The sequence below is a fragment of the Actinomadura violacea genome, assembly GCF_017573465.1.
GTDB lineage: Bacteria > Actinomycetota > Actinomycetes > Streptosporangiales > Streptosporangiaceae > Spirillospora > Spirillospora violacea.
The window spans coordinates 180678-206335 of record NZ_JAGEPF010000006.1 but is presented as its reverse complement, the minus strand read 5'-3'; the positions used below and the strand labels follow the sequence as shown (position 1 = coordinate 206335).

At 73.9% G+C, this 25658-nt stretch carries 25 protein-coding genes; 12 read left to right on the top strand and 13 right to left on the bottom strand.

Translation table 11 applies throughout. The features are described from left to right. Positions 1-49 precede the first annotated feature (49 nt). Complete coding sequence (locus J4709_RS10740) at positions 50-1006, top strand: MBL fold metallo-hydrolase (RefSeq protein ID WP_208239677.1); 957 nt, start codon at positions 50-52, stop codon at positions 1004-1006. On the opposite strand, the gene J4709_RS10735 is transcribed toward J4709_RS10740, so the two are convergent. Together J4709_RS10735 and J4709_RS10730 are read right to left on the bottom strand one after the other, a co-directional pair. Then, entirely contained in the window at positions 1000-1284 is a 285-nt protein-coding gene (locus J4709_RS10735) for a hypothetical protein (RefSeq protein ID WP_208239675.1), read from the bottom strand. The two genes, J4709_RS10740 and J4709_RS10735, sit on opposite strands and share 7 nt — an antisense overlap. Before the next feature lie 155 nt (positions 1285-1439). Further along, on the bottom strand, positions 1440-2390 hold the full coding sequence (locus J4709_RS10730) for a helix-turn-helix domain-containing protein (RefSeq protein WP_208239673.1): 951 nt from the start codon (positions 2388-2390) through the stop codon (positions 1440-1442). A 330-nt stretch (positions 2391-2720) separates the two neighbouring features. On the opposite strand from J4709_RS10730, the gene J4709_RS55485 reads away from it, so the two are divergent. Further along, entirely contained in the window at positions 2721-3815 is a 1095-nt protein-coding gene (locus tag J4709_RS55485) for a sensor histidine kinase (RefSeq protein WP_208239671.1), read from the top strand. A gap of 143 nt (positions 3816-3958) precedes the next feature. Here J4709_RS55485 and J4709_RS10720 read toward each other — a convergent pair whose 3' ends face one another. Next, entirely contained in the window at positions 3959-4456 is a 498-nt protein-coding gene (locus tag J4709_RS10720) for a MarR family winged helix-turn-helix transcriptional regulator (protein ID WP_208239664.1), read from the bottom strand. Between the two features lie 120 nt (positions 4457-4576). On the opposite strand from J4709_RS10720, the gene J4709_RS10715 reads away from it, so the two are divergent. From J4709_RS10715 to J4709_RS10690, 6 genes are all read left to right on the top strand, one after another. Then, a complete protein-coding gene (locus J4709_RS10715) occupies positions 4577-5521 on the top strand; it encodes an NADP-dependent oxidoreductase (RefSeq protein ID WP_208239662.1) in 945 nt (314 codons plus the stop codon). A 37-nt stretch (positions 5522-5558) separates the two neighbouring features. Beyond that, on the top strand, positions 5559-6305 hold the full coding sequence (locus J4709_RS10710; RefSeq protein WP_232383280.1) for an MBL fold metallo-hydrolase: 747 nt from the start codon (positions 5559-5561) through the stop codon (positions 6303-6305). Positions 6306-6455: 150 nt separating this feature from the next. Next, complete coding sequence (locus J4709_RS10705; protein ID WP_208239660.1) at positions 6456-7748, top strand: sensor histidine kinase; 1293 nt, start codon at positions 6456-6458, stop codon at positions 7746-7748. Beyond that, positions 7748-8398, top strand: coding sequence for a response regulator transcription factor (locus tag J4709_RS10700; protein ID WP_208239658.1), 651 nt, complete (start codon positions 7748-7750; stop codon positions 8396-8398). Before J4709_RS10705 ends, J4709_RS10700 begins: the two co-directional genes overlap by 1 nt. Before the next feature lie 212 nt (positions 8399-8610). After that, positions 8611-9216 carry an RNA polymerase sigma factor gene (locus J4709_RS10695; protein ID WP_208239657.1) on the top strand — a complete coding sequence of 202 codons (606 nt, stop codon included), beginning with the start codon at positions 8611-8613 and terminating at the stop codon, positions 9214-9216. After that, positions 9209-10297: a CU044_5270 family protein gene (locus J4709_RS10690; RefSeq protein ID WP_208239655.1), complete on the top strand. Its 1089-nt coding sequence runs from the start codon at positions 9209-9211 to the stop codon at positions 10295-10297. The genes J4709_RS10695 and J4709_RS10690 overlap by 8 nt, the downstream gene beginning before the upstream one ends. A 46-nt stretch (positions 10298-10343) precedes the next feature. Here J4709_RS10690 and J4709_RS10685 read toward each other — a convergent pair whose 3' ends face one another. Continuing rightward, positions 10344-10898: a dihydrofolate reductase family protein gene (locus J4709_RS10685; RefSeq protein WP_208239653.1), complete on the bottom strand. Its 555-nt coding sequence runs from the start codon at positions 10896-10898 to the stop codon at positions 10344-10346. A 58-nt stretch (positions 10899-10956) separates the two neighbouring features. Further along, positions 10957-11895, bottom strand: coding sequence for a sigma-70 family RNA polymerase sigma factor (locus J4709_RS10680; RefSeq protein WP_307801141.1), 939 nt, complete (start codon positions 11893-11895; stop codon positions 10957-10959). An 81-nt stretch (positions 11896-11976) separates the two neighbouring features. Here J4709_RS10680 and J4709_RS10675 point away from each other — a divergent pair, with 81 nt between their 5' ends. Beyond that, positions 11977-13572 carry a serine/threonine-protein kinase gene (locus tag J4709_RS10675; protein ID WP_307801140.1) on the top strand — a complete coding sequence of 532 codons (1596 nt, stop codon included), beginning with the start codon at positions 11977-11979 and terminating at the stop codon, positions 13570-13572. Between the two features lie 21 nt (positions 13573-13593). Here the strand turns inward: J4709_RS10675 and J4709_RS10670 are convergent, their stop codons facing one another. The 6 genes from J4709_RS10670 to J4709_RS10645 all read right to left on the bottom strand — a co-directional run bounded on the left by J4709_RS10670 (position 13594) and on the right by J4709_RS10645 (position 20599). Next, positions 13594-14343 carry an MgtC/SapB family protein gene (locus J4709_RS10670; RefSeq protein ID WP_208239647.1) on the bottom strand — a complete coding sequence of 250 codons (750 nt, stop codon included), beginning with the start codon at positions 14341-14343 and terminating at the stop codon, positions 13594-13596. A 73-nt stretch (positions 14344-14416) separates the two neighbouring features. Then, on the bottom strand, positions 14417-15898 hold the full coding sequence (locus tag J4709_RS10665) for a CoA-acylating methylmalonate-semialdehyde dehydrogenase (protein WP_208239645.1): 1482 nt from the start codon (positions 15896-15898) through the stop codon (positions 14417-14419). A gap of 9 nt (positions 15899-15907) precedes the next feature. Continuing rightward, on the bottom strand, positions 15908-17758 hold the full coding sequence (gene iolD / locus J4709_RS10660; RefSeq protein WP_208239643.1) for a 3D-(3,5/4)-trihydroxycyclohexane-1,2-dione acylhydrolase (decyclizing): 1851 nt from the start codon (positions 17756-17758) through the stop codon (positions 15908-15910). Between the two features lie 47 nt (positions 17759-17805). Then, positions 17806-18702 carry a Cgl0159 family (beta/alpha)8-fold protein gene (locus J4709_RS10655; protein ID WP_208239641.1) on the bottom strand — a complete coding sequence of 299 codons (897 nt, stop codon included), beginning with the start codon at positions 18700-18702 and terminating at the stop codon, positions 17806-17808. Positions 18703-18704: 2 nt separating this feature from the next. Then, positions 18705-19667 carry a 5-dehydro-2-deoxygluconokinase gene (gene iolC / locus J4709_RS10650; protein ID WP_208239640.1) on the bottom strand — a complete coding sequence of 321 codons (963 nt, stop codon included), beginning with the start codon at positions 19665-19667 and terminating at the stop codon, positions 18705-18707. Next, positions 19664-20599 carry a TIM barrel protein gene (locus J4709_RS10645; RefSeq protein ID WP_208239638.1) on the bottom strand — a complete coding sequence of 312 codons (936 nt, stop codon included), beginning with the start codon at positions 20597-20599 and terminating at the stop codon, positions 19664-19666. The genes iolC and J4709_RS10645 overlap by 4 nt, the downstream gene beginning before the upstream one ends. Before the next feature lie 183 nt (positions 20600-20782). Between J4709_RS10645 and J4709_RS10640 the strand changes: the two genes are divergently transcribed. From J4709_RS10640 to J4709_RS10630, 3 genes are all read left to right on the top strand, one after another. Continuing rightward, positions 20783-21520 (top strand): GntR family transcriptional regulator, encoded by a 738-nt coding sequence (locus J4709_RS10640; RefSeq protein WP_307801139.1) that lies wholly within the window; start codon positions 20783-20785, stop codon positions 21518-21520. Between the two features lie 128 nt (positions 21521-21648). Then, the gene (locus J4709_RS10635) at positions 21649-23004 is read left to right on the top strand and encodes a phytase (protein WP_208239636.1); all 1356 of its coding nucleotides are present in this window, start codon (positions 21649-21651) and stop codon (positions 23002-23004) included. Positions 23005-23135: 131 nt separating this feature from the next. After that, the gene (locus tag J4709_RS10630; protein WP_208239634.1) at positions 23136-24083 is read left to right on the top strand and encodes a LacI family DNA-binding transcriptional regulator; all 948 of its coding nucleotides are present in this window, start codon (positions 23136-23138) and stop codon (positions 24081-24083) included. Between the two features lie 24 nt (positions 24084-24107). Here J4709_RS10630 and J4709_RS10625 read toward each other — a convergent pair whose 3' ends face one another. Together J4709_RS10625 and J4709_RS10620 are read right to left on the bottom strand one after the other, a co-directional pair. After that, positions 24108-24839: an MBL fold metallo-hydrolase gene (locus J4709_RS10625; RefSeq protein ID WP_208239632.1), complete on the bottom strand. Its 732-nt coding sequence runs from the start codon at positions 24837-24839 to the stop codon at positions 24108-24110. Then, positions 24836-25651: a Cof-type HAD-IIB family hydrolase gene (locus tag J4709_RS10620; RefSeq protein WP_208239630.1), complete on the bottom strand. Its 816-nt coding sequence runs from the start codon at positions 25649-25651 to the stop codon at positions 24836-24838. Before J4709_RS10620 ends, J4709_RS10625 begins: the two co-directional genes overlap by 4 nt. Positions 25652-25658 lie beyond the last annotated feature (7 nt).

The following is a 25658-nucleotide window of genomic DNA, read 5'->3' as shown; positions in this document are numbered from 1 at the left end:
TCTACAGACTGGTCTAGATGTTCACTAGACCAGTCTGTAGATTTCGGGCATGCGCATCCATCATCTGAACTGCGGGACCACCAGGCCGCTGGGCGGCCGGCTGGTCAGCGGGGCCGCCCGTCCGCTGGTGTTCGCCCGGCAGGTGTGCCACTGCCTGCTGATCGAGACCGGCGACGGCCTCGTCCTGGTCGACACGGGGTTCGGGCTCGGCGACACCGCTCATCCCGAGCGGCTGAGCCGAAGGTTCCGCTTCTACTCCCGGCCGGTGCTGGACCCTGACGAGACCGCGGCCCGCCAGGTCGTACGGCTCGGCTACTCGGTCGACGACGTGCGCCATATCGTCCTCACCCACCTGGACGTCGACCACGCGGGAGGGCTGGAGGACTTCCCGAACGCCAGGGTCCACCTGTCGGCCGCCGAACTCGACGCCGCGCGCCGTCCGCTCACCGCGCAGGAACGCTTCCGCTACCACGCCGCGCAATGGGCGCACGGGCCGGACTGGGTGCCGCACTCCGCGACCGGCGACACCTGGTTCGGGTTCTCGGCCGTCCGCGACCTGCCGGGGCTCCCGCCCTCGATCCTGCTCATCCCGCTGGCCGGACACACCCGCGGGCACCTCGGCGTTGCCATTGATACCGGCGATGACGACACCGGCGGCGACGGCGACGGCGGATCACAGCGCTGGCTCGTCCACGCCGGCGACGCCTACTTCAACCACCGCCAGATGGAGCGTGAACCCTCCAGCCCGCCGTTCCTCACGCTGTTCCAGTCGCTGCTGCAAGCGGACCGGACCACCCGCGTGCACAACCTGAACCGGCTCAACGAACTGGCGCTCGACGGCGAGGCGGACGTCTTCTGCGCCCACGACGGGTTCGAACTCGACCGCGCCCAGGCCTCGCCCATCACCGGCGCCGAAGGAAGGAGAAAAGGGGGAAGGGCCGGCGAGAGAACGCCGGCCCTTCCCATGCGGGCCGAAGCCCGCGAGCACGTCGACTCGGATCAGTGACCCGAGACCACCGAGCTGCCCGCGCAGGTGAAGGACTGGTTGGGGTTCTCGGAGCTGAGCCCCAGCGCGCCCACCAGGCCGCCCTGCGAGTGGTTGATGTTGCTCTGGCAGTTCGGGACGACCGCGGTGGTGCCGCCGTCGTGGCCGCCGCCGCCGAGGTTGAAGTTCTGGTTGTCGTTGCTGCTGTCGCCACCGACGAGAAGGGTGGACAGCACGGCGCGCTCCGGCAGGACCTCGCCGGCCAGCTTGTCCAGCTCGGTGTAGCTGAAGGACTTCATGTGATTCCTTTTCTTCCTTGTCACGCCCGGATCCCCCGATGTGGACGCCGGATCCCCGCCCTGAACAGGCGAGGTGACTATACGTATAGCAGACGTGACTCTCGGCAGCCAAGCGACGAGCGCGGCGGCGATTCCGGCGACGCGGCCCGCGCTCGTCAGGCCGTGTCCGTCTCCAGGGCTCGCCGGCGGGTGTCACGGGGCGTCTCGCCGAAGCGGCGGCGGTACGCGGCGCTGAAGGCGCTGGCCGAGGGAAAGCCCGTCGCGTGCCCGACATCGGTGATCGGGACGTGCCGGTGACGCGGGTCGCGCAGCCGGTCGCGGGCCAGCCGGAGCCGTTCCTCGCGGATCAGCTCGCGCGGGGTGGTACCGGCCTGCTGCAGGGCGAGCTGGACCTGGCGCAGCGACCAGCCGAGGCCGTGCGCCACCGACGCGCCGTTCAGGTCCGGATCCGCGATGTTCCGGTGCACGTACCGGCGGATGTCCGCCTCCACCTCCGCGAGGCGTCCCGAGGCGGAGGGCTGTTCGGCGCCCTTGATGAGCAGGCAGAGCAGTTCGGTGATGCGGTCGCAGGCGGCGTCGAACTGCACGGCGGTGAGCTCGTCCCGCTCGTCCCGCAGGACCCCGATCATGGCGCCCACGATCCGGCCGAGGCCCTTGGACAGGTCGAAGGTGTAGTAGGCCGGGTACGGGCCGGGCACCTCGCGGGCGGGGATCGTCAGCAGGGCGGCGCGGTGCGGGCCGGTCTGGGTGAGCCGGCACGGCCGGGCGATCGTGAGCAGCGCGCCCGTTCCGGGCCGCACCGTCGCCTCGCTCCTGTCCGTGACCAGGCCCGTCTCGCCGTCCATCGGGATCAGGAGGCGGTAGTCCTCGTCTGGTTCGCGGCGGACGAGATCCGGCGTCCGCAGGTACTGCGTCTCGCTCGACCAGTAGGAGACGAGCTGGTACTCCCCGCTGTACTGGCGGATCATCCGGCCGTGAAAGTCCTCCGGCGAGGGGCACCGGACGTCGAGAGCGGACTGGTAGGCGTTGGTCCGCTCGCCCCACATCTCGATGCGCTCGTGCGGGGCGTAGTCATCGGTCGCCGTGGCGGTGACGCTGTATCTCAAGACGGTCTCCCCGCAGGCACCCACGTTCACAACTGCTCGTCCTGCCGCATGGCGTGCACAGGATCGGGCTATGCGCACCCATGGCACACCTCGAGAGTAATGGTCACTGTTGGCTCGCGCGACCGGTTGGCACGTGCGCTCGCCGTTGCATACGGCGGCAATTTCCGTGCGCGGCGCGGCAACCCTTCGTCCACCGCCCCTCCTATCTTCGGGAAACGCGCGCTCCCGCGGAGTGACCCGTCCGCGCGGTGGGCTGCGCCCTGACATGCCTGGCCGGGAGCGATCCCAGGGAGTTTCTATGTGTGGTGCGCATTTCAATCAGGTGAGGTCGTGAAGCGCGCCCCGGGCACAGGAGGACTCGCGGTCGCGGCTCTCGACTCCTCCGGCCGAGTGGTGGGGTGGGACGCCGCGATGGAGGCCCTCACCGGCGTGCCCGCGGACGACGCGATCGGCCGGCGCATCCCGGAACTGTTCACGCTGACGGGCGAGGACGGCACCGCGCTGTCGCTGACGGCGGAGGTCAGCGGGACGGCCCTGCTGGTCACCCGGGAAGGGCGCGCCGTGCCGGTGGAGGTCTCCTGCGGCGGCATCGGGCAAGGCACTACGGGCGCGGCGCTGATCGCCGTCCTGGCCGAAAGGTCGGCGGCCAGGCGGCCGAACCGGCTGCGGGAGCTGCTGTTCGCCTGCATGGCCCACGAGCTGCACGGCCCGCTCACCGTGATCCACGGGCACGCCCAGTTGCTGGAGGCGTCGGTCACCGACCCGGCCGCCGCCGACTCCCTGGGCGCCATCCGGGACGCGGTGCAGATGATGCGGCAGGTCATCGAGGACGTGGACCTGCTCATCGGGGACAGGCCGACCACCGGACCGCGGATCGCCCTGGAGGAGATCGACGCGCGCTCGCTGCTGCGCGGGACGATCCGGGATCTGCCGTCACTGGCGGCGCGGACGGTGGTCGAGGAAGGCTCGCGGACCGTCCTGCGCGGCGATCGCCTGCGCCTGCGGCAGTGCCTTCTGATCGTCTTGGACAACGCGGGCAAGTACGCCCCCGAAGGGACGATCACTCTGACGCTGAGCAAGGACGGCGGCTGGGGCGTCATCGCGATCACCGATGAGGGCCCAGGCATCCCCGAAGAGGAGCAGGGCTCGGTGCTCAGGCCGTACTACAGGTCGGCGGCGACTCAGGACCGGCCGGGCACCGGGCTCGGACTGCACATCGCGAACGTCCTGATGGCCTCGATGGGGGGCCGGATCGACCTGACGTCCGCACCTTCCGGTGGGCTGCGAGCCGAGCTGCGCCTGCCGCTGACGGTCGCGCGTCACACCGCCCGAAGCCATGGAACAACGGGCGGGACGGCGGCCAAGCCCGGCAGGCCCGTCCGCGGCACGGTTCCGGCCGGCTCCGCCTGCCCCGGCAACCGTTGACGACCACGGTCCGGTCAGGAGATCCGGATCAGGGCTTCCGGCAGGTGGCGGACGCCCGGCGGGACGGCGTGCGGTCCTGGAGGCGGCGGGCTACGGCGAGCACGTCCCGGCGCGTTCCGCGCCGGCCCGGGCCCGTGGGGGTGTTACCGCCGGCGGCGAGGCGCGGCCGAGCGGGGCGGCGCCGAACGCATGTGGTCGCGCACGGGTGACAGCAGGTCGCTCAGGGCCTTGGTGTCCTCGTGCGACAGCGGCTGGAAGAGCTGCCGGCCGACGACCTCGGTGTGGCCCGGGAGCACCTTGGCGAGCAGCGCCCGCCCGGCGTCGGTGATCGTGACCGTGACGCCCCGGTCGTCGTCCGCGGAGCGCGTGCGCGCGACCAGGCCCGCCTTCTCGAGCAGGCCGGCCTGATAGGTCAGCCCGCTGCGGCTGTACACGACGCCGTCCGCGAGGTCGGTCATGCGCTCGCTGCCGGTCGGCGAGTCGAGGCCGAGATGCGCGAGCAGCTGGAACTGCACGTAGCTGAGATCGCCGGCGTCGCGCAACTGCTGCTCGACCGCGTGCCGGAGCAGGCCCGCCACCTCCATGAGGGCGAAGTACGCGCCCAGCTGGACGGCGTCCAGGGACGGCGGCTTGTCGGGCATGGCATCACCCTACCGCGTGCTTCACTTTCGAAGTACTTGCTTCGACTTCGAAGCACCGTTACGGTGGTGGCACGTGCTTCGGATTCGAAGCACTTGCCGAGCGAAGGTGAGGCACCACGAATGAAGGCGATCCGGTTCCACGAGTACGGCGCCCCCGACGTCCTGCGCCACGAGGACGTCGAGCGGCCGGTGCCCGGCACGGGGCAGGTGCGGGTGCGCGTCGCCGCGACGACGTTCAACGGCGTCGACGGCAACATCCGCGCGGGGTTCATGCAGGACCCGATGCCGCTGGCCTTGCCGCACACCCCCGGCCTGGACGTCGCGGGCACGATCGACGCGCTCGGCGAGGGCGCCGGCGGCCTCGAGGTCGGCGACCGGGTCGTCGGCTTCCTGCCGTTCGTCGACGACGGCGCCTCGGCGGAGTACGTCCTCGCGCCCGCCGAGATCCTGGCCCCGGCGCCGGTGAGCATCCCGCTCGCCGACGCGGCCGCGCTGCCGGTCGTCGGCCTGACCGCGTGGCAGGCGCTCTTCGACCACGCCGGGCTGAAGGACGGGCAGCGGATCCTGATCAGCGGCGCCGGCGGGGCCGTCGGCGGCTACGCGGTGCAGCTGGCCAAGGCGGCCGGCGCCCACGTGATCGCCACCGGCAGCCCCCGCAGCATCGAGCACGTCAAGGCGGCGGGCGCCGACGAGGTCATCGACCACACCGCCACCGAGGTGGCCGCCGCGGTGAACGGGCCGGTCGACGTCCTGCTCAATCTCGCGCCGATCGACCCCGCCGAGTTCACCGCGCTGGCCGGCCTGGTCCGCGACGGCGGCGTCGTCGTCAGCACCACCGTGTGGATGTCCACGCCGGGCGACGAGAAGCGCGGCGTGCGGGCCGTCGACCTCTTCGTCCGCAGCGACGCCGGGCAGCTGGCGGAACTCGTGGCGCGCGTGGACCGCGGCGAGCTGACCGTCGACGTCGCCGAGCGCGTCCCGCTGACGGACCTGGCGTCGGTGCACGCCCGGGCCGCCGCGGGGACACTTGCGGGCAAGGTCATCGTCGTGCCGGGCACCGCCTGACCCGCCCGCACCACGGATCGGCAGGGAGGCCCTGAAGATGCGACGAGAAGTCACCGTGCTGGGCAGTTGCGGCGCCTTTCCCGAGCCCGGGCGCGCCTGCAGCGGTTTCGCCGTGGACTGGGAGGGCTACCGGCTGGTGCTGGACCTGGGCTATGCCACGCTCCCGCGGCTGCTCGCGCACTGGCCGGACGGACGCGTGGACGCCGTCGCCATCACCCACGAGCACCCGGATCACTGCGTCGACTTGCACGGGCTGTTCCGGATGCGGTTCTACGGCGAGGCCGCGGGAACGAGGATCCCGCTGTACTGCCCGCCCGGGGTGCTCGACCGTCTCCAAGGGCTGGAACCCGACGTCGATCTGCATGCGGTCTTCGATGTGCATCCGCTTCCGGGCGCCTACCGCGTGGGCCCGTTCGAACTGACCGGCGTCCCGCTGCCGCACTATGTGCCCAATGCCGGTATCCGCCTGCAGGCCGGCGAGATCGCCGTCGCGTACTCCGGGGACACCGGCCCCACGGCGCGGCTCGCCGAACTCGGCCGTGACAGCGACCTGTTCATCGTCGAGGCCACCGACCGGGACGGCGAGACGCGGCAGCCCGCGCGCAACCTCATGACGTCCGCCGAAGCCGGCCGCTGGGCCAGGCGGGCGGGCGCCCGGCGGCTCATGCTCACCCATTTCTGGCCCGGCAACGACCGGACGGCCTCGGCGGCCGCGGCACGCGCGGAGTTCGGCGCGAACGTGCTCACCGCCGAAGAGGGCCTCAGCGTCGCGCTCGGTCCCTGACCACCGACCACCCCAGTGGACACTGGTGTTTTTGGGCCGTACGGCCTGGCTTCGCACGTGGCGAGACGGGTCTTCTCTGGGGGTTTGCCCTACCATGATCAGCGGGCGCGCACCGTGGGCGGCGCGGTCGGGGGGCTGAAGGGTAGAGGCATGAGCGAAGTATCCCTGGCTTCACCCCCTGCAACCCGTCCGTCGAGCGCGCCCGCCCGGTTCGGCCGTGAACTCGTATACCTGCTGTCCGGGCTGCCCGTAGGGGCCGCCGCCTTCGCCGTCGCGATCGCCGGTCTCGCCGCGGGCGCCTCGACCCTGGTCGTCCTCCTCGGGCTGCCGATCCTCGTGGGGACGCTGACCGCGGCGCGGGCGTTCGCACGGCTGGAACGCCGCCAGGCGGAGCGGGCGACCGGACGCGACCTGCCGCCGCACCACTACCGGGACGCCGGGGAGACCGGGTTCGCCGGATGGCTGCGGGCGCTGCGCGAACCCCAGTCGTGGCGCGACCTCGTCCACATGGTCGTGGCGTTCCCCGTCCGCCTGATCACCTTCTGCGTCGCGATCACCTGGACGGTGGGCGGCGCCGCGGAGACGGTGTACGCGGCGTGGTCGTGGCCGATCCCCCGGGACGCCGACAACACCGGCGTGCTCGACCTGGCTTTCGGCATCTCCTCGCGCGGCGCGGACATCGCGTTCAACACCGGCGTCGGCGTCGTGCTGCTCGCCACCGCCGTCCCGGTCGTGCACGGGCTCGCCGCCCTGCAGACCGCGCTGGCACGGGCGCTGCTGACCAACCAGACCGCCGCGCTGCAGGCCCGGGCCGCGCAGCTCGCGGCGGGCCGCCGCAGCGCGGTCGCGGCCGAGGCCCACACGCTCCGCCGGCTGGAGCGCGACCTGCACGACGGGCCGCAGCAGCGGCTCGTCCGGCTCAACATGGACCTGGAGACCGTCGCGCGGCGCCTGGACGACGACCCGGAACGCGCCAGGCCGCTGGTCGAGGACATGATCGAGCAGAGCCGCGAGGCGCTGTCGGAAGTGCGCGCCCTCTCCCGCGGCATCGCCCCGCCGATCCTCGCCGACCGCGGGCTCGCGGCGGCCCTGTCCGCGGCGGCCGGCCGCTGCCCGGTCCCGGTGTCGCTGGAAGTGGACCTCGCGAGCCGCCGCTATGCCGCCATCGCCGAGAACACCGTCTACTTCGTCGTCACCGAGGCGCTGGCCAACATCGCCAAGCACGCCCAGGCGACCCGGTGCTCGGTCGCCGTCACGTCCGGCGGGGCCGCGCTGCACGTCCGGGTCGAGGACGACGGCCGCGGCGGCGCCCACCCCGGCAAGGGCCACGGCCTGGTCGGGCTCGCCGACCGGCTGGCCGCCGTCGAAGGGACGCTCGACATCACCAGCCCGCCCGGAGGACCGACCGTGCTGACCGCCGCCGTCCCGCTCACGGACGACTGATGCGCATCGTCCTGGCGGAGGACTCGCTGCTGCTGCGCGAGGGCCTCGTCCGCCTGCTGGAGGAGGCGGGCGGCGAGGTGGTGGCCGCGGTCGGCGACGGGTCCGCGCTGGTCGAGGCGGCGGCCGCGCACCGTCCCGACGTCGCGGTGGTCGACGTGCGCATGCCGCCCACCTTCACCGACGAGGGGCTGCAGGCGGCCCTGCGCATCCGCCGGGACCTGCCCGGCACCGCGATCCTGGTGCTGTCGCAGTACGTCGAGGAGAGCTACGCCGAGGACCTGCTGGCCGGCGGCGGCGGGGTCGGTTACCTGCTCAAGGACCGGGTCGCGAAACTGACCGAGCTGTCGGACGCCCTGGCCCGCGTGGTGGCCGGCGAGACGGTCCTGGACTCCGAGGTCGTCGCGGCGCTGTTCGCCCACCGGCGCCGCCGCGACCCGCTGGCCGGGCTCACCTCGCGCGAACGCGACGTCCTGGCGCTGATGGCCGAGGGCCGCCGCAACGGCGCGATCGGGCGCACCCTCGACCTGAGCGCCGGCACCGTCGAGAAGCACATCTCGGCGATCTTCGACAAGCTCGGCCTCCCGCCCTCGGCGGACGACCACCGCCGCGTCATGGCGGTCCTGGCCTGGCTCCGCGACGGCCCGGCATAACTCACCGCGATACCGGACCATGGCGAGGCCGGGAACGGACGGCCGCTGACGAACGGGTGCAGGGCCGGCGCCGTGTCGGCCCGCGGGAACGGCGCGTGCGTTGAGCCGGGCTGGACGTCCGAGATCCCCATGGAAGGGGTGCGGGGGTTGCGGGGGAGAGAGGGGTGACCAGCTTCCAGGCCTGAGACGAGGCACGAGATGAAGGAGCCCCTATGGCCGCTCCCCCCGACGTCGGACCGGACGTCCGCGACGACGGGCAGGTGATCGAGCGGTCCTGGCGTGAACCCGAGCGGTTCGGCGAGATCTTCGACGCGTACTTCGCGGAGATCCACCGGTACGTCGCGCGGCGGCTCGACGCGGACGCCGCCGACGACATCGCGGCGGAGACGTTCCATGTCGCGTTCCGCCGCCGTGCGACCTTCGAGGTGTCCAGGGACAGTGCGCGGCCCTGGCTGTACGGCATCGCGAGCAACCTGATCGCCAAGCACCGGCGGGCGGAGCGCCGGCGGCTCCGCGCGCTGGGCCGGCTCGGCCGGGACCGGGCCGCCGACGGCCTTGACGAGCGGGTCGCGGCGCAGGTCAGCGCCGAGCAGGTGAAGGGACGGCTCGCGCGGGTCATCGGCGGGCTGTCCGACGAGCACCGGGACGTGCTGCTGCTCGTCGTGCTGGCCGGGCTCGGCTACGAGGAGGTCGCGCAGGCGCTCGACGTGCCGTACGGCACCGTCTGCTCCCGGTTCAGCAGGGCCCGCAAGAAGCTGCGCGAGGCGCTGGGCGGAGTCGATCCCATGCTCGATCAGGAAGGACCCACCCATGGATGAACTGCAGTCGGTTCGCGAGCTGTTCGCCGAGCCCGCTCCCCCGTCGGCCCAGGTCGCCGCCCGGGCCCGCCGCCGGGCCACGGGCGCCCGGCGGCGTGTTCCGCGCGCGCGCTGGACGGTGTCGGGTCTCGGTCTGGCCGCCGCCGCGACCGCGGCCGCCGTGTTCGCGGCCACGCAGCCGGGCGGGTCCGAGCCGTCCGAGCCCGCACCGGTCTCGGCCAGGCAGGTCCTGCTGACGGCCGCGGCGTCGTCCGCGCGGATCCCCTCGTCCGACGGCACCTACTGGTTCACCGAGTCGCAGGAGGGAGAGCTTCGCACCGTCACCGGGAAGTACGGTTCGTACACGGTCGTGAACCGTTCCGAGGTCAGGGACTGGACGAACGCCCACAGCCCCCACCGGACGGACGCGGAGACCAAGGCCGGGCGCGGCGGCACCACGACCCACTACTGGGCGGAGCGGGACCTCGGGGCCCGCCCCGCGGAGGCCTCGGACGTCGCCGCGTGGAAGCGCGACGGATCGCCCTCGACGTTCAGCGCACCGATCCCCGGCGGGTCCACTGAGCGGCTGGACGCGAAGGCGACCCCCTGGAAGGTGCACAAGGAGGAGACCGCGTTCAATTCCGCCTTCCCGGACGGGTCGCTCCAGCAGTTGCGCGAGTTGCCGACCGACCCCGAGGGGTTGCGGCGGTACCTGCTGAACCATCCGGACGCGAACGAGCGCAACCGGCAGGACGGGCAGTCCGACTCGCAGTACTTGCTGGACTGCGTCGGCGTCCTGCTGGTGGACGAGCCGATCCCCGCGCCGGTCCGCGCGGCCGCCTACCGGATGCTCGCCGCGCTGCCGGACGCCCGTTCCCGCCAGGTGAAGGACCCGCTGGGACGTCCCGGCGTGGAGATCGCCCTCGCGGAGTCCGGGGACTACAGGACCGGGATGGTCATCGAGCCGTCCAGCGGCCGGCTGCTCGCCCGGGAAGACCTCTCCGGCGAAGGCGCGCACGCGAAGGTCGTCGGGTGGTCCGCGCTCATCAAGGCGGGCTGGACCGACACGGCGCCCAAGCACGCCACTCCCCTGCCGGGCTGAGCCTGGGGCCACCGGGCACCGGCAGGACGCCGGTGCCCGATGGCGGTCAGGTGGTGCGTGCGTAGCGGGTGAGGACGGCGGCGCCGATCTTTTCCGCGGACAGGCACTCCAGGTGGACGGGCGGCCCGCCGGCGGGGAAGAGGTGCTCCCCGGTGCCGAGGACCGTCGGGAAGGTCAGGAGGCGGTACTCGTCGATCAGGTCCGCCGCCATGAGCGCCCGCACGACGCTCAGGCTGCCCGCGACGACCACGTCCCGCTTCTCGTTCCGGACGGCGGCGGCAAGGTCGCCGTCGATGACCTGGGAGTTCGTCCAGGCCGACGTGTCGGTCAGGGTGCGGGAGGCGACCAGCTTCGGCACGGCGTTCATGCGGGCGGAGAACGGGTCGTCGCGCTGCGGCCAGAGGCCGGCGAAGAGCCGCCAGGTCGCCCTGCCGAGCAGCATGACGCCGTCGTCCAGCACGGCGCCGAGCCGGAACTTGTCCCCGGCGACGGCCTCGGGGCCGTGCCGGAACGCCCAGCCGCCGCCCGGGGTGTTCCCCCGGCCGTCCGGGTCGGTGACGATGCCGTCGAGGGTGATGAACTCGATGACGGTGACGCTCATGATCGGATGTCCCTTTCGGTCGGTGCTCACCCGTACGTACCGGCGGCACCGGCCGGACTCATCGCGTCCCGGCGGAATCTTCCGGGAAAATTCGTTCGGGCAGGCCGAAGGCCCCGAGGACGGCCGGATCGGCGAACACGGCGTTGCGCGCGACGCGTCCGCCGGCGACGGTGAGGACCTGCAGCGTGTGCAGGCGGTGGCCGCCGCCTGGTTCGGGCGCGTACGCGGCCAGCGCGGGCTGCCCGTTCGCGGTGAGGCGCGTGACGGCCCAGCCCGTCCCGCGCATGGCGAACACGCGGTCCATGAACAGGCCGTAGTCGCGGCGGCCGAGGTACCAGAGCGGCACCGGCGGCATCTCCAGGACGGCGTCGTCCGCGAGGAGCCGCACCAGCGCGGGGACGTCGGCCGCCTCGAACGCCCGCATGTAGCGGCCGATCAGCGCGCGCACCTCCGGGTCGCCGGGCTCGGCGACCTCGCCGGCGTCGCCCGCGTCCGCGACGGCGGCGCGGGCCCGCTGCAGGGCGCTGTTGACGGCCGGGACCGTCGTGCCGAGCTGGCCGGCGACCTCGGCGGCGCTGAACTCCAGCACCTCCCGGAGGACGAGCACGGCCCGCTGCCGCGGCGGCAGCACCTGCATCGCCGCCACCAGCGCGAGCCGCATGTCGGCCCGCACGCCGACGTCGAACCGCGCGTCGGGGAACGGCTGGAGCCACGGGACGTCGAGGGCGGGCGTGAGCGGTGCGCCGGGGTCGTCGCTGGGCGCGGCCAGCCCGGACGGCAACGGCCGGCGCGCGCGTCCCTCCAGCGCGGTCAGGCACACGTTGGTCGCGATCCGGTACAGCCACGTCCGCACGGACGCGCGGTTCGGGTCGTACCGTTCCCTGGCCTTCCAGGCGCGCAGCATCGTCTCCTGCACCAGGTCTTCGGCCTCGTGGAACGAGCCGACCATCCGGTAGCAGTACGCCACCAGCTCGCCCCGGTACGGCTCGAAGTCCACCTCTCCATCATGGGCCACGCCCCCGGCGATCTCGCCCGCTTCACCCGTTTCCTGTCGCTACGTGGTTCTAGGCTGTGCGTCGTGACCTCTGGGCAGATAGTGATCGACGGGCGCTTCGAGCTGCGAGGACGGCTCGGCAGCGGCGGGATGGGGACGGTCTGGCGCGCGTTCGACCTGGCCCTGCACCGCGAGGTCGCCCTGAAGGAGGTGCGGCTCGCCGGGAGCGACGCGGCGCAGGACGATCCGGCGGTCGCGGAGATGATGCGCGAGCGGGTGATGCGCGAGGCCCGCGCCCTCGCCCGCCTGCACCACCCGAACGTGGTCACGATCCACCACATCGTGGACTCGCCCGACATGCCGCACCCGTGGCTCGTGATGGAGCTCGTCCAAGGGCGGTCCCTCCAGGAGCGGCTGGTGGACGGTCCGCTGCCGCCCGCGGAGGCGGCGGCGATCGGACGCGGCGTCCTGGCGGCGCTGCGCGCAGCGCACGAGGCGGGCATCTGCCACCGGGACGTGAAGCCCGCGAACGTCCTGCTGCGCACCGACGGCACCGCCGTCCTGACCGACTTCGGCATCGCCGTGCTGGAGGAGGCGTCCCGGGTCACGGCCACCGGCGGGCTGGTGGGCTCGCCGGAGTACATCGCGCCGGAACGGCTGCACGGCCGCGAGGGGGATCCGGCCTCGGACCTGTGGTCGCTCGGGCTGATGCTGTACGTGGCGGTCGAGGGCCGCAACCCGGTGCGGCGTCCGACGGCGGCCGCGACGCTGGCGGCGGTGATGGCGGCGCGGATACCGCCGCCGCAGCACGCCGGTCCGCTCGCGCCCGCGCTGGGGGCGCTGCTGGTCGCCGATCCGGCGGCCCGTCCGACCGCGTCCCGGCTGGACGATCTGCTGGCGCAGGCTGCGGGCGCGCAGACGGGCCGCGTGGCGCCGCCAGCGCCGGTCCCGCCCGCCGGCCCCGGCACGAATCCGGGCGCGTACCAGCAGACCGGCCCTTCGGCGCCGCCGCCGGCGCCGAAGCGGCGGACCGGGCTGATCATCGCTGCGATCCTCGTCCCGCTGGCCTGCGTGGCGGCGGTGCTGCTCGTGGCGGCCTTCGTCTTCGTCCCGAAGATGCTCGATGGGATGCGGGGCGTGGACGCCGGCGTGGACGCGCCGTCCGACGCCCTGCCCGCCGGCGGCGACCAGAGGTCCGGGACGACCCCGAAGGCGGCCGCCGCGCCCAAGACCCTGCTCACCCCGGCCGCCGTCCGGGACGTGATCAAGAAGTTCGAGGAGGCGTCGGGCTCGAAGCAGTTCGCGGGGATGTCGGTCTACGAGGGCCACGCGTCCGCCGACGCGCCGGTCCGCGGCCGCCGCGGCGCGTTCGACAACTACACCTACGAGAAGGGCGCCGACGCGGCGGTGAAGGGGCGTCCCAGCATCGGCGTCATCGACAAGGCGAAGGTGAACCTGAACACCTTCAACTGGAACGCCCTGCCGGGCCTCATGTCCCGCGCCGCGCGCACACTGAAGGTGCCGAAGCCGACGAACAAGTACCTCATCATCAAGGCGTCCTGGACGTTCAACGGCAACCGGCCGACGATGCTCGTCTACTTCAGCGACGACTACGGCGGCGGCTACCTCGCCGCGAACGCCCAGGGCAAGGTCATCTCGACCTTCCCGGCCGACTCCTGAGCGCCCGCCGGGCGGGGCCGGTCACTCGTCGTCGCGGTCGGAGCCGGCCGTCACGGCGACGACGTCGGGGAGCTCGCTCAGCACGGCGGTGAGGTCGGGGATCGAGCCGGGGCCTTCGAGGACGAGGGTCACGACCGCGTTCCAGGGGGCCCGGCGGTGCGCGGAGTCGTCGCGGTCGCGGCCCCGGTCGGAGTCGTCGGGGAGGTATTCGCGCTCCACGTCGGCCTGGAGGACGGCGAAGCCGCGCTGCGTGCATTCGACGAGGACGAGGCGGAGCACGCCGCGCCCGTCGCGGTAGACCAGCCGCATCCGGGTCTGGTCTGCGGGACGGAACCGGTCGAGCGGCAGCCGCCGGGTGAGCGAGCTGAGCCCGTAGACGACGAGGAAGTGCCCGGCGGTGCCGGCGATCGCGAGCAGCCAGAGGCCGCCGCCCGCGGCCATCCCGACGGCGGCGGTCACCCAGACGACGGCGGCGGTGGTGAGGCCGCGGACGGCGTCGCGGCGGACGAAGATGAGCCCGCCGCCGATGAAGCCGATGCCGGAGACGATCTGCGCGGCGACGCGGGACGGGTCGAACGCGACGGGCCCGGGGGCGTGCTGGAAGCCGTACTTGCTGACCAGCATGAACAGCGCCGCGCCGACGCCGACGAGGGTGTGGGTGCGCAGGCCCGCGCTCTTGTTGCGGACGCCTCTTTCGAGGCCGATGGAGGCCGACAGCACGAGGGCCAGTAACAGTTCGCCGATCTGCACGAGACCCTGGCCTGCCAGCACGTGTGCTCCTCCTGGGTTCGGTCGTCCGCCGCCGCGGCCGCCCCGGCGCAGCGGCCGGGGCGGCGTGCGCGGGTCAGGTGGCGGTCGGGAAGGCCATCTCGCCTGCGGTGGACGCGGTCTGCGGCTCGGGCCACCGCGACGTGACGGCCTTCGCGCGGGTGTAGAACCGGACGCCCTCGGGACCGTGGACGTGGGTGTCGCCGAACAGGGACGCCTTCCAGCCGCCGAAGGAGTAGAACGCCATCGGCACCGGGATCGGCACGTTGACGCCGACCATGCCGACGTGGACGGCGCGCTGGTAGCGGCGGGCGGCCTCACCGGACGAGGTGAAGATCGCGGTGCCGTTGCCGTGCGGGTTGGCGTTCACCAGGGCGATCGCCTCGTCGAGGCTGCCGGCGCGCAGCACGATCAGCACCGGCCCGAAGATCTCCTCGGCGTAGGCGGGCAGGTCGGTGGCGACCTCGTCGAGCAGGCACGGCCCGAGGAAGTGGCCGGGGCCGGCGAGCCCGCGGCCGTCGACGACGACCTTGGCGCCGGCGGCCGCGGCGGCGTCGACGTGCCCGGTGACACGGCGCAGCGCGTCCGCGCTGATCAGCGGGCCCATCTCGGTGCCGGGCTCGGTGCCGGGGCCGACCTTGATGGCGCGGGCCCGGTCGGCGAGCCGGGCGACGAGCGGGTCGGCGGCCTCGCCGACGGCGACGACGACGGAGATCGCCATGCAGCGCTGCCCGGCCGAGCCGTAGGCGGCGGCGGTGATCTGGTCGGCGGCGTGGTCGAGGTCGGCGTCGGGGAGGACGACGGCGTGGTTCTTGGCGCCGCCGAGGGCCTGGACGCGCTTGCCGGAGGCGGTGGCGGTCTCGTGGACGTGCCTCGCGACGGGCGTGGACCCGACGAACGACACCGCCGCGACGTCCGGGTGCCGGATCAGCGCGTCGGCGGTCTCGCGGTCGCCGTTCAGCACGTTGAACACGCCGTCGGGAAGCCCGGCCTCGGCGTACAGGTCGGCGATGAGGGCGGACGCGGACGGGACGCGCTCGCTCGGCTTGAGCACGAACGTGTTCCCGGTGGCGATCGCGATGGGGTGCATCCACAGCGGGACCATCACCGGGAAGTTGAACGGGACGATCCCGGCGCACACGCCGAGCGGCTGCCGGAAGGAGAAGGCGTCGATGCCGGAGGACACCTGGTCGGAGTACTCGCCCTTGAGGGCGGACGGGATGCCGCACGCGAACTCGACGACCTCGCGGCCGCGGACGATCTCGCCGCGCGCGTCGTCGAGGACCTTGCCGTGCTCGGCGGTGATCAGCCGGGCCAGCTCGTCCTCGTGCCGTTCGAGCAGGTCGCGGAAGGCGAACATGATGCGGGCGCGGCGGGCCTGCGACACGTCCTGCCAGGTCTGGAAGGCGCGGGCGGCGGCGCCGACGGCGGCGTCCACCTCGGCGGCGCGGCCGAGCAGGACCTCACCGGTCCGCTCGCCGGTCGCGGGGTCGTGCAGGGGGGCGGTGCCGCCCCCGCCGGCCTCGGCGCCGCCGATCCGGTGCTGAATCAGGCTCATGATTTCCTTTCAGAGGTAGCGGCGCTGGGCCTTCTTGGCGTCGTCGTAGCGGGCGCGGGCGTCGCGCGTCGCCGCGCGCGCGGAGACCTCGGCGACGGGGACGTCCCACCAGGCGTCGCTGCCGGGGGCGGGCGCGAGCGGGTCGGTCTCGACGTGGACGACGGTGGTGCGGGGCGAGGCGATCGCCTTGCGCAGCGCGGCGCGGAACTCCTCGGCGCCGGACGCGCGCAGGACGTCGGCGCCGAGGCTGGCGGCGTTGGCGGCGAGGTCGACGGGGATGGGCGCGCCGTCGAGCCCGGTGCCGGTGCGGACGCGGTGCCGGGTGCCGAACCGGTCGGCGCCGACGGTCTCGGACAGGTTCCCGATCGAGGCGTAGCCGTGGTTCTGGACGAGCACGACGACGAGCTTGATCCCTTCGGCGACGGCGGTGGTGAGCTCCTGCGCCATCATCAGGTACGAGCCGTCGCCGACCATGACGATGACCTCGCGCGACGGGTCGGCCATCCGGACGCCGAGGCCGCCGGCGATCTCGTAGCCCATGCACGAGTAGCCGTATTCGACGTGGTAGCCCTTGGGGTCGCGGGTGCGCCAGAGCCGGTGCAGGTCGCCGGGCATCGAGCCGGCCGCGCAGACGACGACGTCGCGGGGGCCGGACTCCTCGTTCACGATGCCGAGGATCCGCGACTGCGCGGGCGGGTCGCCGTGGTCGAGGCCGTAGGCGGCGTCGACGACGGCGTTCCACCGCGCGGTGAGGTCGCGCGCGTTCTCCTTATGCGCTTCTGGAACGGTCCAGTCGGCGAGGGCGGCGTCGAGCGCGCCGAGCCCCTCCCGCGCGTCCGCGACGACGCTGACGCCGCCGAGCTTGAACGCGTCGGCGCGGGCGACGTTGACGTTGACGAACCGCACGTCCGGGTCGGCGAACAGGCTGTGCGACGCGGTGGTGAAGTCGCTGTAGCGGGTGCCGATGCCGAGGATGACGTCGGCGTCGCGGGCGAGCGCGTTGGCGGCGGTGGAGCCGGTCGCCCCGATCGCGCCGACGGCGGACGGGTGGTCCCAGGCCAGCGAGCCCTTGCCCGCCTGCGTCTCCGCCACAGGGATGCCAGTGCGCTCGGCGAACGTCCGCAGCGCGTCGGTGGCGCCTGAGTAGATGACGCCGCCGCCCGCGACGATGAGCGGACGCTCGGCCGCTCGAAGGATCGCGCACGCGTCCTCGATGTCGCGGGCCTCGGGAAGCGCGCGCGGGATGCGCCACACGCGCCGCGCGAACAGCTCCTCAGGCCAGTCGTACGCCTCCGCCTGAACGTCCTGCGGCAACGACAACGTCACCGCGCCCGTCTCCACCGGATCGGTCAGCACCCGCATCGCCGCCATCAGCGCACTGGGCAGCTGCTCCGGCCGGTTGATGCGGTCCCAGTACTTCGACACCGGCTTGAAGCAGTCGTTGACCGACGCGTCATACGACCGCGCGTCCTCCAACTCCTGCAACACCGGATTGGCCGGACGCGTCGCGAACACATCCCCCGGCAGCAGCAGCACCGGCAACCGGTTGATCGTCGCCAGCGCAGCACCCGTCACCATGTTCGTCGCACCCGGCCCGATCGACGTCGTACACGCCAACGTCGACAACCGGTCGCTCATCCGCGCGAACCCCGACGCCGCATGCACCATCGCCTGCTCGTTACGGGCCATGTAATACGGCAGCTCCTCGCCGTACTCCAGCAGCGCCTGCCCGACCCCCGCGACATTCCCGTGCCCGAAGATCCCGAAGCAGCCCGGGAAGAACCGCTGCTCCTCACCGTCGCGCTCCGACCACTGCGCCGCCAGGAAGCGCACCAGCGCCTGCCCGACCGTCAACCTCATCGTCTTCTTCTCCTTCACAGCGCCCCCCTCACCGTTCACTCCGCCGCTCACAGGGCGTCCACCGCCGCGTCGACCGCGCCCGCGACGTCGCCGTCCCGGGGGTACAGCAGCGACCGGCCGACGACCAGGCCGCGCACCGTCGGCAGCCGCAGCGCCTTGCGCCACCCGTCCAGCGCTGCGCGCGGGTCGTCGGCGACCTCGCCGCCGAGCAGCAGCGCGGGCAGCGTCGAGGCCGCCATCACCCGTTCCATGTCCGGGACGACCGGGACCTTCAGCCAGGTCCGCGCCGACGTGGTGCCGAGCGCGGACGCGATCGACACGGCCCGGATCATCGCCTCCGGCGTCAGCACGTTGCGGACGCGGCCGTCCACGCGGTGCGAGATGAACGGCTCGATCATCGCCATCAGCCCGTGCCCGGCGAGTCCGGACACCGCGCGCGCGCAGCCTTCCAGCGTGTCGGCGGTGGCGGGGTCGTCGTCGTCGACCCGCAGCAGCATCTTGCCGCCGTCCAGCCGGGACGCGGCGATCGCGTCCGCGCTGTAGGCGGTGAACCGGTCGTCGATCTCGAAGCACGTGCCGGCGAGGCCGCCGCGGTTCATCGAGCCGATCACGACCTTGCCCTCCAGCACGCCGAGGAGCAGCAGGTCCTCGACGATGTCGGGGGCGGCGAGGACGCCGTCCACGCCGGGGCGGCCGAGCGCGGTGCAGAGCCGGTCGAGCAGGTCGCCGCGGTCGGCCATCGCGAACGGGTCGCCGCCGGCGGCGAGCGCGCCGCGCGCCGGATGGTCGGCGGCCACGATCATCAGCCGTCCGGTGGCGCCGGGCGCGGTGGCGCGGCGGACCCGGCGGGCCGCGGCCTCGGCGATCGCCTCGGGCCGCTGCACCCGCGTCTGCGTCAGAGCCGCGATCCGCGCGCGCGCCGGGGACTCCGTTCGTGCGTCCATGCTCATGCCGGCACCCCGTCCAGCAGCGCCGCCACTTCGCCGTGCTCAGGCATGGCGTCCGCGCACGCGAGCCGCGACGCGACGATCGCGCCGGCGGCGTTGGCGAACGCGATGGTCCGCGGCAGGTCCCAGCCGGCCAGCAGGCCGTGGCAGAGCGCGCCGCCGAACGCGTCGCCCGCGCCGAGGCCGTTGACGACCTCGACCGGCACGGGCGGCGCCTCGACGACCTCGCCGTCCGCGGCGACCGCGAGCACGCCCTCCGGGCCGCGCTTCACGATGGCGAGCCGGACGCCCCGGTCGAGCAGCGCGCGGGCGGCCCGCACCGGGTCGGACTCGCCGACCGCGACCTCGCATTCGGCGAGGTTCCCGACGGCGACCGTCGCGTGCCCGAGGGCCTCGCCCGCCCAGCGGGACGCCTCCGCCGCCGATTCCCAGAACATCGGCCGGTAGTCCAGGTCGAGGACGGTCAGCGCGGCGCGCGGCCGGGCGCCGAGCGCGGCGAGCGTCGCGGTCCGGGACGGCTCGGCGCACAGCCCGGTGACCGTCGCCCACAGCACCCCGGCGGACCCGATCGCGGCGAGGTCCAGCTCGTCGGCGCAGATCTCCAGGTCGGGGGCCTTGGGGAAGCGGTAGAAGTACAGCGGGAAGTCGTCCGGCGGGAACAGCTCGCAGAACGTGACGGGCGTCGGCAGGCCGGGGACGTCCGCGACGAACCGGGTGTCCACCCCGTACCCGGCGAGCGCGCAGCGGACGAACCGGCCGAACGGGTCGGCGCCGGTCCGGGTGATCACCGCGGCGCGCCGCCCGTACCGGGCCGCCGCGACCGCGACGTTGGTGGCGCTGCCGCCGAGGAACCGGCCGAAGCGCTCCACCTCGTCGAGCGCGACGCCGGACTGCAGCGGGTACAGGTCGACCCCGACGCGGCCCATCGTGATGACGTCCAGGGACGCCGGCGCACCGGTCATGCCGGGATCCCGGCGAGGAAGTCGAGGCAAGCGCGCACGTCCGCGACCGGACCGGCGCCCTCGTCCGGCTCGCGGTCGAGGATGGTGTCCTGTTCGAGGACGTACCAGCCGCCGTATCCGGCGCCTTCGAGGGAGCCGACGATGCCGGCGATGTCGATGTCGCCGCCGCCGAGGGGCCGGTAGATGCCCTTGCGGACGGCGTCGGTGTAGGCGGTCCGGCCGGCCTGGACGTCGGCGGCGAGTCCCGCGTCGACGTCCTTGAGGTGGACGTGCGCGATCCGCTCGGGGACGCGCGCCGCCAGCTCGCCCGGGTCGACGCCGCCGATCAGAAGGTGGCCGGTGTCCAGGCAGAGCGGGATGCCGGAGCCGTCCAGGACGCGCTGGACCTCGTCGGAGCGCTCGACCATCGTGCCCACGTGCGGATGCAGCACGGCGCGGACGCCCGCCTCGGCGGCGAGCGCGGCGATCCGGTCGAGGTTGGCGAGCAGGGCGGCCCAGCCGGCGGCGTCGAGCGCGGGCCGCTCGTCGTAGCCGTCGAGCCCGTGCACCGCGGCGAGCACGAGCGTCAGACCGCTGTCCGGAGCACCGCCGCCCGCAGCGCCGCCGTCCGCACCGCCGCCGCCCGGGGTGTTGGAACGTTCCACGCCGAATGCGGCCAGGGTCCGCCGGATCCCGGGCAGCGGGTCGCGGTCCGGGTCGTGCAGGACGACCGGCGCGAACCCGCCGAGCGGGCGCAGCCCGTGCGCGGCGAGCAGGTCCGCGCGCTCGGCGGCGCCGGCGGGCAGGAAGCCGTCCGGGCCGAACTCGGTGGCGGCCAGGCCGAGGGCGCCCATCTCCGCGAGCACCCGGGCGGGCGCCATCTGGTGGCCCCAGCCGGGCACCTCGCACACCCCCCAGGAGATCGGCGCTCCCGCGACGCGGTCTTTGATCATGGGCACTCCATCCCGGTGAAAGGCGACGCCGGCGCCGCGGCCGGCCCCGCCGAGTCTGCTGAAGCCGGCCGATCCATGTCAAGGCTTTGTCATGACATTATGAGGTAAGGAGGTTCAGCCCAATCCCGGAGTATCATCCGTTCCGGGACCCCGGCGAGGACGCCGGGCCCGGAGGGAGCCGGGGTGTACCGACCGCGCGTGATCGTGGACCGCAGCAGCCCCGTGCCGCTCTACTACCAGCTGGCCAGGCAGCTGGAGGAGGCGATCCAGTCCGGCGGCCTGGCGCCCGGCACCCGGCTGGAGAACGAGCTGGAGATCGCCGAGCGCTGCGGGCTGTCCCGGCCGACCGTCCGGCAGGCCATCCAGCACCTGGTCGACCGCGGGCTGCTGGTGCGCAAGCGCGGCGTCGGGACGCAGGTCGTGCTGCCCGAGGTCCGCCGCCCGGTGGAGCTGACCAGCCTGCACGACGACCTCGCGGCGGGCGGGCAGGAGCCGCGGACCGACGTGCTGGAGTTCGGCCCGGTGCCCGCCGACGACACCGTCGCCAAGCAGCTGGGCGTCGCGGTCGGCGAGACCGTGCTCCGGATGCGCCGCACGCGGCGCACCGGCGGCGAGCCGCTCGCGCTGCTCACCAACTACCTGCCGGAGGGCCTGCTCGCCGTCACCGCCGACGACCTCGTCCGGCACGGCCTGTACGAGCTGCTGCGCGCGAGCGGCGTGAACCTGCGGATCGCGAACCAGTCGATCGGCGCGCGCCGCGCCACGACGGAGGAGGCGCGGCTGCTGGACGAGCGGCGCGGCGTCCCGATGCTCACCATGACCCGGACCGCCTACGACGACAAGGGCGCGGCGATCGAGTTCGGCCGGCACGTGTACCGGGCGAGCCGCTACTCCTACGCGCTCACCCTCGTCGAACGCTGAACCGCGCCGCCGGCGCGGCCGCCGCGGCCACCGCGGCCGACTTGATCGATTAGAGCGCTCTATTGAATTAGAGCGCTCTAACACTTACGGTGCAGGGCATCCCCCACGAGCGCATCAGGAGGAACCCGATGCCCTTCGCACCGTTCCGTCCCCGCCGCCCCCGCCTCGCCGCCGCCGCGGTGACCGCGGCGCTGGCCGCCGCCGCCCTGTCCGCCGCTCCGGCGTCCGCCGACGACGACGAACTCGCCCAGGTCCACGCCCGCCTGGAGACCCCGGCGGTGTTCGACGACGCGGCGGGCGGCAACGCCAACGCCGACGACCCCGCGATCTGGAACCACCCGAGCGACCACGGCGGCGACCTCGTCATCACCACCCTCAAGCAGGCCGGCCTCGCCGTCTACGACGCGTCCGGGCACGAGATCCAGCGGCTCGCCGCGCCCGCGCCGCCCCGCGACGGCGACGAGCCGGGCCGCTTCAACAACGTCGACCTGGTCTACGGCTTCCGGCTCGGCGACCGGAAGGTCGACCTCGCCGTGGTGTCCGACCGGGGCCGCGACACCGTCCGCGCCTACGCCATCGACCCGCGCGCCGCCCTGAAGCACGTCGCGCCGCTCACCGACGTCACCGACGCCGCCGCGCCGTTCGTGTTCTCCACGTCCCTCGACCAGGTCAACGACCAGGAGACCGCGTACGGGATCGCGTCCTGGAAGGACGGGCACGGCGCCGCGTACGCCGCGCTGAGCCGCCGCCACACGCCGCGCGTCGGGATCGTCCGGCTGGAGGCGACGGCCGGCGGGAAGATCACCTACCGGCACGTCCGGGACGTCGACCTGCCGTCGTCGTTCGCGCTGCCCGGCGGCGGCAGCTGGTCGCCCTGCGAGGACCCGGGCCGCGGCCCGCAGGTCGAGGGCATGGTCGCCGACGAGGAGCACGGCGTGCTGTACGCGGCGCAGGAGGACGTCGGCATCTGGCGGATCCCGCTCGACGGCGGCACACCACGGCTCGTCGACAAGGTCAAGGACTTCGGCGTCCCGGCCACCTACAACCCCGACACCGACGAGTGCGAGGTCACCGGCCCCGACCCGGGCGCCGGCGGCAGGCACATCACGCCGGACGCCGAGGGCCTCACCATCTACCGCAAGGACGACGGCGAGGGCTACCTGCTCGCCTCCAGCCAGGGCGACGACACCTTCGTCGTCTACGACCGGGAGGGCTCCAACAAGTACCTCGGCCACTTCCGCGTCGCGCCCGGCCCGAACGCCGACGGCTCGGAGGAGTGCGACGGCGCCATGGTGACCAGCGCCCGCGTCGGCGGCTTCAAGAACGGCCTGCTGGTCGTCCACGACGGCTTCAACGCCCCCGACGAGACGGGCCCCGACGGCGAGGTCCGCACGAACACCAACTTCAAGTTCGTCGACTGGAAGGACGTCGCCGAGCCCCTCGACCTGGACGTGACCCCCGGCGCCTGGGACCCCCGCGACTGACCCCTTCGTTGAGTTGCGGCGTGTCGGCCTTATGAACGGCGCTTTAAGGCCGACACGCCGCAAGTGAACGTTAGGGGCGGGCTGCTGGTTGGATCGGCTGAGTCCGCCCGATCGTGTTTGGAGGAGCGTTGATGGCGCACCCGACCCTGGAGGACGTCGCCGCGCGTGCCGGGGTGTCCCGTGCGCTGGTGTCGCTGGTGATGCGCGGCTCGCCCAAGGTCGGCAAGGAGCGCCGCGAGGCCGTGCTGAAGGCGGCGGACGAGCTCGGCTACCGGCCGAACATCATGGCGCGGGGCCTGGCCGCCGGACGCACCGGGATGGCCGGGGTGCTGGCCGCCGACCTGCACGATCCGCTGTTCGCGTCCGTGCACGACGGGCTGGCGGACGAGGCGGCGCGGCGGGGCGTGCGGCTGCTGCTGGCGAGCGGCGGCGGGCGTCCGGCGCGCGAGCGGGCCGCCCTCGGCGAGCTGCTCGACCTGCGGCTGGACGGGCTGCTCCTCGCCGGCCCGAGGATCGCGGCGGCCGAGATCGAGCGGGCCGCGGCGGGCTGTCCGGTCGCGGTGGTGGGGCGGCCGGTGCGCTCGTCCCGCGTCGACTGCGTGACCGGTGACGACGCGGCGGCGATGGCGCGGGCCGTGACGAGGCTGGTGGAGCTCGGGCATCGGCGCATCGCCTGCATGGACCTCGGTTCGGGCCGCCCGCGCGTCCAGCAGGTCTTCAAGGCCGCCTTGGCGGAGGCCGGGCTCGCCCCGGATCAGGACGTCCTGTGGCGGCCCGGCGGGGCGGCGACGGCCGTCGTGGCGGCCGGGGACGCGACGGGGACGGCCGCCTTGACCACCCTTCACCGGGCGGGCCTCGACGTCCCGGGCGAGGTGTCGCTGGTCGTCCTCGGCGACGCGCCGGGCGCGGAGGTCAACGGCGTGACCACGGTCGCGGCGCCGGCCGCCGAGCTGGGCAGGCTGGCGATGGCCGCGCTGCTCGACCGGATCGGCGACGGCGGCGCGGCCCGGGAGGGACGGCGCGTCACCGTCCCTCCCGTCCTGGCCGAACGCGCCACGACCGGGGCGATCACGCCCTGACCAGGGCGATCACGCCCCTGTCACTCAGACGATGACGCGCAGCCCCGGCACGGCGAGCGAGATCGGCCCGGCGTAGACCTCGCGGGCGTCGCGGAGCGCGGCGAGCGGGTCCGCCCACGGCCGCAGATGCGTGAGCACCAGGTGCCCGGCGTCCGCCTCCCGCGCCAGCCCGGCCGCCTGGACGGGCGTCAGGTGCGTCTCGGACGCACCCGGCGTCCGCACCGACGCCGCCGCCTCGCACAGCAGCACGTCCGTGCCGCGCGCGAGGTCGAGCAGTTCCTCGCACTCGCCGGAGTCACCGGAATAGGTGAGGCTCGCCCCGCCCGCCTCGACCCGCACCGCCACGCCCGGCACCGAGTGGACGACCGGGGCCGTCGTGACGGTGAGCGGCCCGAACGGGCGCGGCTCGGCGGGCGGGGTGCGCCAGTCGAGCGCGGCCGCGTGCGCGGGTGGCGCCGCCGGGTTCACCACGTGCGCGGACGTCCCGGCGGGCGCGGTGACGGGCAGCCGTTTCGGGGCGCCGCGCCGGTCCCGCAGGTAGGCGAGCGGGATCAGGTCCGAGTAGTGGTCGCGGTGCGGGTGGCTGATCACGACGGCGTCGATCGCGCACGGGTCGGCGTAGCGCTGCAGCGGCCCGAGCGCGCCGGTGCCGAGGTCCAGCAGCAGCCGGAACCCCGCATGCTCCAGCAGGTAGCAGGAGCACGCGGCGTCCGGCCCCGGGACGGTGCCCGCGCAGCCGACGACGGTGAGGATCACGGCATGACCCGGGCGACCAGGTCGGCGACGGCGCCCGCCGCGCAGCCGGCGACCACGACGTCGGCGGCGGCGCGGACGGCGGGGTCGCCGTCGCCCACGGCCGCGCCGAGCCCGGCGGCCTGGATCATGTCCAGGTCGTTGGGGTTGTCGCCGATGGCCGCGATGCGGTCCATCGGCACGCCGCGCAGCGCGGCGAGCTCGCGCAGCGCGGTGCCCTTGGTGGCGCCCGCGGGCAGCACCTCCAGGTAGGTCGCCTCCGACCGGACGAGGGTGACGCCGGCCCCGGGGTCGGCGGCGAAGTCGGCGAGGCCCGTCTGCATCGCGTCGACGAGCCCGGGCCGGTCGCAGATCAGCATCACCTTGATGATCTCGTCGAAGGGCAGCTCGGCCCACGCGCCGATCCGGGCCAGGCCGATGCGGTCGCGGCGCGCGTACTCGGCGAGCGCCGCGGACTCCGAGCGGACGTGGGCGCGGCCGCCGCTGAACACGACCGGCCACACCCCGTCCGGCATCCCGTCGAACAGCAGGGTCAGCCGCGCCCACGCCGCCGCGCTCAGGCACCGCCGGTACAGGACCGCGCCCGTGCTCAGGTCGACGATGCGCGCGCCGTTGTAGAGGATCGCCGGGGTCGCGAGGCCGAGCTCCCGGTAGTAGGGCAGCGCGGACTCCTCGCTGCGCCCCGTCGCGACGACCACGCTGCCGCCCGCGCCGGTGAAGCGGCGCAGCGCCGCCAGGTTCGCCTCGACGATCCGCAGGTCGCGGCCGACGAGCGTGCCGTCCAGGTCCGTGACGATCCACTCGGCGGTCCGCACGCCGGCG

Bases quoted from the DNA above. Each gene is read 5' to 3' on its own strand.
- J4709_RS10645 (WP_208239638.1), bottom strand. From the start codon at position 20,599: ATGATCAAAGACCGCGTCGCGGGAGCGCCGATCTCCTGGGGGGTGTGC.
- J4709_RS10630 (WP_208239634.1), top strand. From the start codon at position 23,136: ATGGCGCACCCGACCCTGGAGGACGTCGCCGCGCGTGCCGGGGTGTCC.
- iolD (WP_208239643.1), bottom strand. From the start codon at position 17,758: ATGAGGTTGACGGTCGGGCAGGCGCTGGTGCGCTTCCTGGCGGCGCAG.
- J4709_RS10735 (WP_208239675.1), bottom strand. From the start codon at position 1,284: ATGAAGTCCTTCAGCTACACCGAGCTGGACAAGCTGGCCGGCGAGGTC.
- J4709_RS10710 (WP_232383280.1), top strand. From the start codon at position 5,559: ATGCGACGAGAAGTCACCGTGCTGGGCAGTTGCGGCGCCTTTCCCGAG.
- J4709_RS10690 (WP_208239655.1), top strand. From the start codon at position 9,209: ATGGATGAACTGCAGTCGGTTCGCGAGCTGTTCGCCGAGCCCGCTCCC.
- J4709_RS10740 (WP_208239677.1), top strand. From the start codon at position 50: ATGCGCATCCATCATCTGAACTGCGGGACCACCAGGCCGCTGGGCGGC.
- J4709_RS10715 (WP_208239662.1), top strand. From the start codon at position 4,577: ATGAAGGCGATCCGGTTCCACGAGTACGGCGCCCCCGACGTCCTGCGC.
- J4709_RS10700 (WP_208239658.1), top strand. From the start codon at position 7,748: ATGCGCATCGTCCTGGCGGAGGACTCGCTGCTGCTGCGCGAGGGCCTC.
- iolC (WP_208239640.1), bottom strand. From the start codon at position 19,667: ATGACCGGTGCGCCGGCGTCCCTGGACGTCATCACGATGGGCCGCGTC.
- J4709_RS10720 (WP_208239664.1), bottom strand. From the start codon at position 4,456: ATGCCCGACAAGCCGCCGTCCCTGGACGCCGTCCAGCTGGGCGCGTAC.
- J4709_RS10705 (WP_208239660.1), top strand. From the start codon at position 6,456: ATGAGCGAAGTATCCCTGGCTTCACCCCCTGCAACCCGTCCGTCGAGC.
- J4709_RS10695 (WP_208239657.1), top strand. From the start codon at position 8,611: ATGGCCGCTCCCCCCGACGTCGGACCGGACGTCCGCGACGACGGGCAG.
- J4709_RS10665 (WP_208239645.1), bottom strand. From the start codon at position 15,898: ATGAGCCTGATTCAGCACCGGATCGGCGGCGCCGAGGCCGGCGGGGGC.
- J4709_RS10655 (WP_208239641.1), bottom strand. From the start codon at position 18,702: ATGGACGCACGAACGGAGTCCCCGGCGCGCGCGCGGATCGCGGCTCTG.
- J4709_RS10635 (WP_208239636.1), top strand. From the start codon at position 21,649: ATGCCCTTCGCACCGTTCCGTCCCCGCCGCCCCCGCCTCGCCGCCGCC.
- J4709_RS10685 (WP_208239653.1), bottom strand. From the start codon at position 10,898: ATGAGCGTCACCGTCATCGAGTTCATCACCCTCGACGGCATCGTCACC.